The organism is Planktothrix sp. (assembly GCF_046067725.1).
Classification (GTDB): Bacteria; Cyanobacteriota; Cyanobacteriia; order Cyanobacteriales; family Microcoleaceae; genus Planktothrix.
In genome coordinates this window covers 1-6,606 of the sequence record NZ_JBJUDF010000122.1, presented here as the reverse complement: position 1 = coordinate 6,606, position 6,606 = coordinate 1, and the positions used below count along the sequence as shown (strand labels likewise).

Here is a 6,606-nt window from a genome sequence, read left to right as displayed (position 1 = left end):
TAAAATTCCGAATAATAAAGCACCCGTAATGCGACGAGCAATTAAAGCAGAGGTGATTAAAATTCCAGCCAGGGTAATTAAAACCGTCGGGTCGTTTAAGTTTCCTAATATGGTAGTGGTGGCTTCTGAAGGAATAATAATTTTTGCACCGGTTAAAGCAATATAGGCAATAAATAAACCAATTCCGGCGGCGACGGCGTGTTTAATGCCTTCAGGAATAGCAGTAATGATTTGAGTTCTAAATTGACTTAAAGTTAAAGCAATAAAAAGTAAGCCTTCGATTAAAATAGCTGCTAGTGCTACCCGCCAAGAAATTCCTAATTTTAACACCACTGAAAAGGCAAAATAAGCGTTTAATCCCATTCCGGGTGCTAACGCAAACGGATATTTGGCATATAATCCCATCACTAAGGTTGCTAAGGCGGAGGCGAGCGCTGTTGCAATCACTAATTCTCCGAATAAATCCCCGGAAGTGTTCAGAAAAATGGCATTGGATAAAATTGCCGGATTAACCACTAAAATATAAGCCATAGTGACAAAGGTGGTCACTCCGGCTAAAATTTCAATTTTAAAATTAGTCTGAAGTTTTTCAAATTCAAAAAAACGAGCAATGGCTCCTAAAGTCGAATTAGAATTCATGAGATCTCCGAGTTATTCATTGAACGCATATCCGTTATTATAAATAATAAATTTTTTACCGGTAAATTTACCGAAGGTCAACTATGGATGTTAAAGCCGCCGTTGCGTGGGAACCTGGAAAACCGTTAACCTTAGAAACGGTTCAACTCGAAGGCCCAAAAGAAGGAGAAGTTTTAGTCGAAATTAAAGCAACAGGGGTTTGTCATACCGATGCTTTTACCCTTTCCGGTGATGATGCTGAAGGATTATTTCCCACTATTTTAGGTCATGAAGGCGCGGGAATTGTTGTTGAAGTAGGTTCTGGGGTAAAAAGTCTAAAACCTGGAGATCATGTGATTCCGTTATATGTTCCCGAATGTCGTCAATGTGAATATTGTTTAAGTTTTAAAACCAATTTATGCCAAGCTATTCGGGGCACTCAAGGTAAAGGTTTAATGCCGGATGGGAGTAGTCGGTTTTCAAAAAATGGTGAGATGATTCATCATTATATGGGCACTTCGACCTTTTCTAACTATACAGTTTTACCGGAAATTGCCTTAGCTAAAATTCGGGAAGATGCCCCCTTTGATAAAGTTTGTTATATTGGCTGTGGGGTAACAACGGGAATTGGTGCTGTGATTAATACAGCTAAAGTTGAACCGGGTGCAAATGTTGTGGTGTTTGGCTTAGGCGGGATTGGATTAAATGTAATTCAAGGGGCAAAAATGGTAGGTGCTAATCAAATTATTGGGGTGGATATTAACCCGGCTAAAAAAGCCATGGCTGAAAAATTTGGGATGACCCATTTTGTTAACCCGCAAGAGATTGATGGAGATTTGGTTTCTTATTTAGTCGAATTAACTCAAGGTGGTGCTGATTATAGTTTTGAATGTATTGGTAATGTTAAGGTGATGCGTCAAGCTTTAGAATGTTGTCATAAAGGTTGGGGAGTGAGTGTGATTATTGGGGTCGCAGGTGCGGGTCAAGAAATTAGTACCCGTCCCTTTCAATTAGTCACCGGAAGAGTGTGGAAAGGAACGGCTTTTGGGGGCGCAAAAGGTCGAACGGATGTTCCTAAAATTGTCGATTGGTATATGGAAGGTAAAATTAATATTGATGATTTAATTACCCATGTTATGCCCATTGACCGCATTAATGAAGCGTTTGATTTGATGCACAAGGGCGAATCAATTCGGACGGTAGTCACGTTTTAAAACACATTTCGATGGGGAGCAAACAGAATAATTATTGTCCCCACCAGACAAATGATTGCTCCCAAAGCTGCAACAAAAAAGAAAACCAGTGATTGCATTGAGACTTCCGCAATATTGTGTTAATCTGAATACACCCCATTTGAAGTCAAAAATACCCGTATATTTTATGAACAGAAAAGAGAGGTTGATTCTGATGGGGAGGCTTGAGAAGGACAAGTTAACGAGTTAGAACCAAACCAAGGATAAAAATTAGCATCCCAATCCGCAGTCGCAACCCCCTCAACAAACAAATCCATTAGAATTTGATTCACAACCTCCGCTAAAAATTGATTGGCTAACCAATTATAGGTTTGTTCAAAATCCCGCTCCCATTCTAAATAAACTGCACCCACCAAGGCTTCAAATAATTCTGATAAGATCTTTTGTTGTTCAAAGTCGGGTTTTAACGGATAGTTCGTCCCTAAATCACTTTCCTGATCTAGCTTGATTTTTAATGCTAATTGTGTTAAGATTCCCAGACTAAGCAAATCACTTTTTAATAAGGTTCGGGTTGCTAAACCTAAATGGGAACAGTGCAAATATAAATAATCATCCACCATTTGGCTAAACAGATTAGAACCTAAATGATTAATTCCCAAATATTCTAAGGTTCTGGACTTTTGTTCATCCGGCTTTAAGTCTAAATTTTCCGCAATGGCATCAGGATGAGTTAAGGCAATTTCTAATAATTCTGGATGCTGAAATGCCTCTATTCTAAGTTGGTGTTTAACAAAATTTTGATTAATCATGATCAAAAAGATTTTCAGATTTAATTAAAGATGAGCTACAGAATATTAACGGGAAATTACGGAACACCAGAGGTCGTTTTAAGATTGATAAAATAACTTTGGGGACTGTTCACAGAAGATCACTCAACCGTCAACCGTCAACCCTTAACCCATGAACTCCGCATTAAACCGAATCAGTGAAAATTTATGCTTTGGCGGTAAAGTCGGCTTCTATCGCCATTTTTCGACGACTTGTCATAGCGAGATGGGATTTTCCCTCTACCAACCACCCCAAGCTGAATCTCACTGTGTTCCCGTACTCTACTACCTTTCAGGGTTAACCTGTACGGAAGAAAACTTTACGATTAAAGCCGGAGTCCAACGGTTAGCCGCCAAATATGGGTTAATGGTGGTTGCACCTGATACCAGTCCCCGGAATACGGGAACACCAGGGGAAGATGACGACTGGGACTTGGGTACGGGAGCAGGGTTTTATGTGGATGCAACCGTTGAACCTTGGAGTCGTCATTATCGGATGTACAGTTATGTGGTTGAGGAGTTACCCCAACTCATCGCCACAGAGTTTCCTGTTATTCCCAATCAAATCGGAATCTTTGGTCATTCTATGGGGGGACATGGGGCGCTTGTCTGTGCTTTACGCAACCCTGAACAATATTTATCGGTTTCTGCGTTTGCTCCCATTATGGCCCCGATGCGTTGTCCTTGGGGTCAAAAAGCATTTCAAGCTTATTTAGGAGCGAATCAGGAGTATTGGCGCAATTATGATGCGAGTGAGTTAGTACAGCGAGGAAACTTTAACCGTCCTATCTTAATTGATATTGGCACGGCTGACCCGTTTTTACACAGTCAATTATTCCCAGAAGTGTTTGAAAGAGCTTGTGCATCCGTTGGACAAGTTTTAACTTTACGAATGCAGCCCGGATATGACCATAGTTATTATTTTATCGCAACGTTTATGGAAGATCATATTCGTCATCATGCGATCGCCTTAACTTCAATCTAGCAGAAAATGAGCCTTGAGGTTTGATCCGATTAGTCACCGACTTCCATAATTTTTAATCCCATCAAACCAACCCAAACAACTCAACTTAATGCTCGATGAAAGGAATTAACCCCAGTAGAGGTTTATGCCTATATAGATGAGTTGAGAAACCGGATTTTTTTCAAGATGATTGACTCCATATCCCAGTCGTACAAAAACCCGGTTTCTGGTGTTTGACTTAATTTTCTTCTAACGCCTTTAACAACATTTCTCCCATTTGCTGACAACCGACTAATTTCATTCCTTCTGACATAATATCCCCCGTGCGGTATCCCCAATCTAAAACTTTTAAAACCGCATTTTCCAACCGTTCAGCCGCCGCAGGTTGATCTAAACCATAGCGTAACATCATCGCAGCACTCAAAACTTGAGCGAGGGGGTTGGCTTTATCTTGTCCCGCAATATCCGGCGCTGAACCATGAACCGGTTCAAACACCCCAGGGCCAGATTCTCCTAAACTCGCAGAAGGTAACATTCCGATACTTCCCGTCAACATCGCCGCTGCGTCGGAAAGAATATCGCCAAACAGGTTCCCTGTGACAATGGTATCAAACTGTTTGGGAGCGCGAACTAACTGCATCGCTGCGTTGTCCACATATAAATGAGATAGTTCGACATCGGGGTATTCTGAGGCAAGCTCGGTGATGCGATCGCGCCATAACTGAGATACATCTAAAACATTTGCCTTATCTACAGAACAAAGTTTTCCCCGACGTTTCTGGGCGGTTTCAAACCCAACTCGACCAATCCGGTCAATCTCTGATTCGGTGTAAGCCATTGTATTGACACCGCGTTTTTCCCCCGTTTCCGTTTGAAAAATCCCTTTCGGTTGTCCAAAATAAATACCGCCCGTCAGTTCACGGACAACCATAATATCCACCCCTTCCACTACTTCTTTTTTCAAAGAAGAAGCATCGATTAAATGAGGTAAAATGGTGGCTGGACGCAAATTCGCAAATAATTGTAATCCGGCTCGTAACCCTAATAACCCGGTTTCAGGTCGTTGATGGCGGGGTAAATTGTCCCATTTATACCCCCCAATGGCTGCCAACAATACCGCATCACTCTTGAGACACTGTTCTAGGGTTTCCGCCGGGAGGGGTTCTCCAGTCGCATCGATAGCAGCCCCCCCCATCAGTGCTTGATGAAAATCAAAGGTAATATTTAGTTGCTTCCCGACGACTTTTAACGCATCGACGGCCACCGCTATAATTTCAGGGCCGATGCCATCGCCTGGAAGCAGAGTAATGCGGTAGTTTTGACTCATAATCCTGGGTACTAACAAAAACAATTAGGTCAGACGATGTTTGAGTCTCCTCAGCGATCGCCCAACCTTTTACTATAGCATTCTCAGGTCAAATTTGAACAAATTTAGCGTAAAATAGATTATATAGATGAAGGAGGGCAGGGACATGGAATATCAAAAAATTTTAGTCGCAATTGATCGCAGTACCCACGCAGAGTTCGTCTTTCACCAAGGGTTACAACTGGCTCAACTTTATAAAAGTCAGTTAAAACTGTTTCATGCGATTAGTGTATCACCGATGATTTTAGGTTCTCCGGGCGATTTATATGGTCAACGGTTAAATCAGGTGGCACAAATTCAACATGAATTAATTGAACAAGAAATTAATGAAGTGGCGGGATGGTTATCAACTTTTGTGAGTTATGCTAAACAGCAAGGAGTTGAGATAGAAACGGAATATCAAATTGGAGAAGCGGGATATTGGATACGAGAAACAGCTAAAAAATGGGATGCTGATTTAGTGGTAATTGGCAGACGCAACCGTTCAGAATTAGCTGAATTATTTTTAGGTAGTGTCAGCAATTATATTGTGCATCACGTTAAATGTTCGGTCTTAGTTGTACAACACCCTGAAGATTAAAACTCCTATTATTAAAAGTCATACTGAGTGAAACGAAGTATCTCTTTAGCGTTTTGAATAAGAGTAAAGATTCTTCGCTGTGCTCAGAATGACAGAAATATTGCATAGAAAAATTAGATCAACAAATTGTAGGGGCGATGTCTCCTCGCCCTAACACCTGCAATAGATATCAGAGCTATAGCGATCGCATTTTACCTCAAGATTTCTCCCCAAAATCCCTAAACTATTATTAATTTTCCTAACTCTCTTTTAACCGCTTGTCAGAAATGCAGTAAAATGAATTGTAGGGCTTATATAAAATCAAAGAAAATCCCAGTACAATTTTATCCCTCTACGATAATGAAATGCTGCATTAACCCCCAATGTCCGAACCCAGACAACCCCGATAATACGGTTTACTGTCAAAGCTGCGGTGTCCCCATACCTGACTTGCTGCGGGGACGGTTTCGCATGATTAAACTTTTGGGTCAGGGGGGGTTTGGTCGGACTTATTTAGCCGAAGATCGGGATAAACTGAATGAGAAATGTGTAGTTAAACAGTTTGTCCCCATGATGCAAGGAACAGCAGGACTACAAAAAGCCTTAGAATTATTTGAACGAGAAGCAAAACAACTGCAACAACTGGGACATCATCCCCAAATTCCGGCATTATCGGCTTATTTCTCAGAAAATAATCAACTCTATTTAATTCAGCAATATATTGAAGGGGAAACTTTAGATAAAATCTTACAAAAACAAGGGGTTTGGACAGAACCGCAAGTTAAGGAATTATTAATCAGTTTGTTACCTGTTCTCGAATTTATTCACCAGCAAAAGGTGATTCACCGTGACCTCAAACCCGATAATATTATGCGTCGTGGAAATGGGGAATATGTATTAATTGATTTTGGCGTAGCGAAAGATTTATCGGCAACGGTGATACATACTCAAGTAGGAACCCGTGTTGGGTCTGATGGATATGCAAGTCGGGAACAAATGCAAGGGGGAGATGCTTACCCCGCTACTGATTTATATAGTTTAGGAGCAACTTGTTTTTATCTATTGACTAAAATTTCACC

At 40.9% G+C, this 6,606-nt stretch carries 7 protein-coding genes; 4 read left to right on the top strand and 3 right to left on the bottom strand.

Going from position 1 to position 6,606, the window contains the following annotated elements:
* The coding region (locus tag ACKPEB_RS06880) for a solute carrier family 23 protein (protein WP_408964121.1) at positions 1-639 on the bottom strand (639 nt) is incomplete at its 3' end.
* A gap of 83 nt (positions 640-722) precedes the next feature.
* Here ACKPEB_RS06880 and ACKPEB_RS06875 point away from each other — a divergent pair.
* A complete protein-coding gene (locus ACKPEB_RS06875) occupies positions 723-1,832 on the top strand; it encodes an S-(hydroxymethyl)glutathione dehydrogenase/class III alcohol dehydrogenase (protein ID WP_408964120.1) in 1,110 nt (369 codons plus the stop codon).
* 164 nt (positions 1,833-1,996) lie between these two features.
* Here the strand turns inward: ACKPEB_RS06875 and ACKPEB_RS06870 are convergent, their stop codons facing one another.
* Positions 1,997-2,620, bottom strand: a complete 624-nt coding sequence (locus ACKPEB_RS06870; RefSeq protein WP_408964119.1) for a ribonuclease III domain-containing protein — start codon at positions 2,618-2,620, stop codon at positions 1,997-1,999.
* Between the two features lie 151 nt (positions 2,621-2,771).
* On the opposite strand from ACKPEB_RS06870, the gene fghA reads away from it, so the two are divergent.
* Positions 2,772-3,623 (top strand): S-formylglutathione hydrolase, encoded by an 852-nt coding sequence (fghA, locus tag ACKPEB_RS06865; protein WP_408964118.1) that lies wholly within the window; start codon positions 2,772-2,774, stop codon positions 3,621-3,623.
* A 217-nt stretch (positions 3,624-3,840) separates the two neighbouring features.
* Here fghA and leuB read toward each other — a convergent pair whose 3' ends face one another.
* Positions 3,841-4,929, bottom strand: a complete 1,089-nt coding sequence (gene leuB, locus ACKPEB_RS06860) for a 3-isopropylmalate dehydrogenase (protein ID WP_408964117.1) — start codon at positions 4,927-4,929, stop codon at positions 3,841-3,843.
* 145 nt (positions 4,930-5,074) lie between these two features.
* Here leuB and ACKPEB_RS06855 point away from each other — a divergent pair, with 145 nt between their 5' ends.
* Positions 5,075-5,548, top strand: coding sequence for a universal stress protein (locus ACKPEB_RS06855; RefSeq protein ID WP_408964116.1), 474 nt, complete (start codon positions 5,075-5,077; stop codon positions 5,546-5,548).
* A 339-nt stretch (positions 5,549-5,887) separates the two neighbouring features.
* On the top strand, positions 5,888-6,606 hold a 719-nt coding region (locus tag ACKPEB_RS06850; protein WP_408964115.1), incomplete at its 3' end, for a protein kinase domain-containing protein.

Excerpts from the sequence above, each read along its gene's own strand:
- leuB (WP_408964117.1), bottom strand. The coding sequence starts at position 4,929 with ATGAGTCAAAACTACCGCATTACTCTGCTTCCAGGCGATGGCATCGGC.
- ACKPEB_RS06870 (WP_408964119.1), bottom strand. The coding sequence starts at position 2,620 with ATGATTAATCAAAATTTTGTTAAACACCAACTTAGAATAGAGGCATTT.
- ACKPEB_RS06875 (WP_408964120.1), top strand. The coding sequence starts at position 723 with ATGGATGTTAAAGCCGCCGTTGCGTGGGAACCTGGAAAACCGTTAACC.
- ACKPEB_RS06855 (WP_408964116.1), top strand. The coding sequence starts at position 5,075 with ATGGAATATCAAAAAATTTTAGTCGCAATTGATCGCAGTACCCACGCA.
- fghA (WP_408964118.1), top strand. The coding sequence starts at position 2,772 with ATGAACTCCGCATTAAACCGAATCAGTGAAAATTTATGCTTTGGCGGT.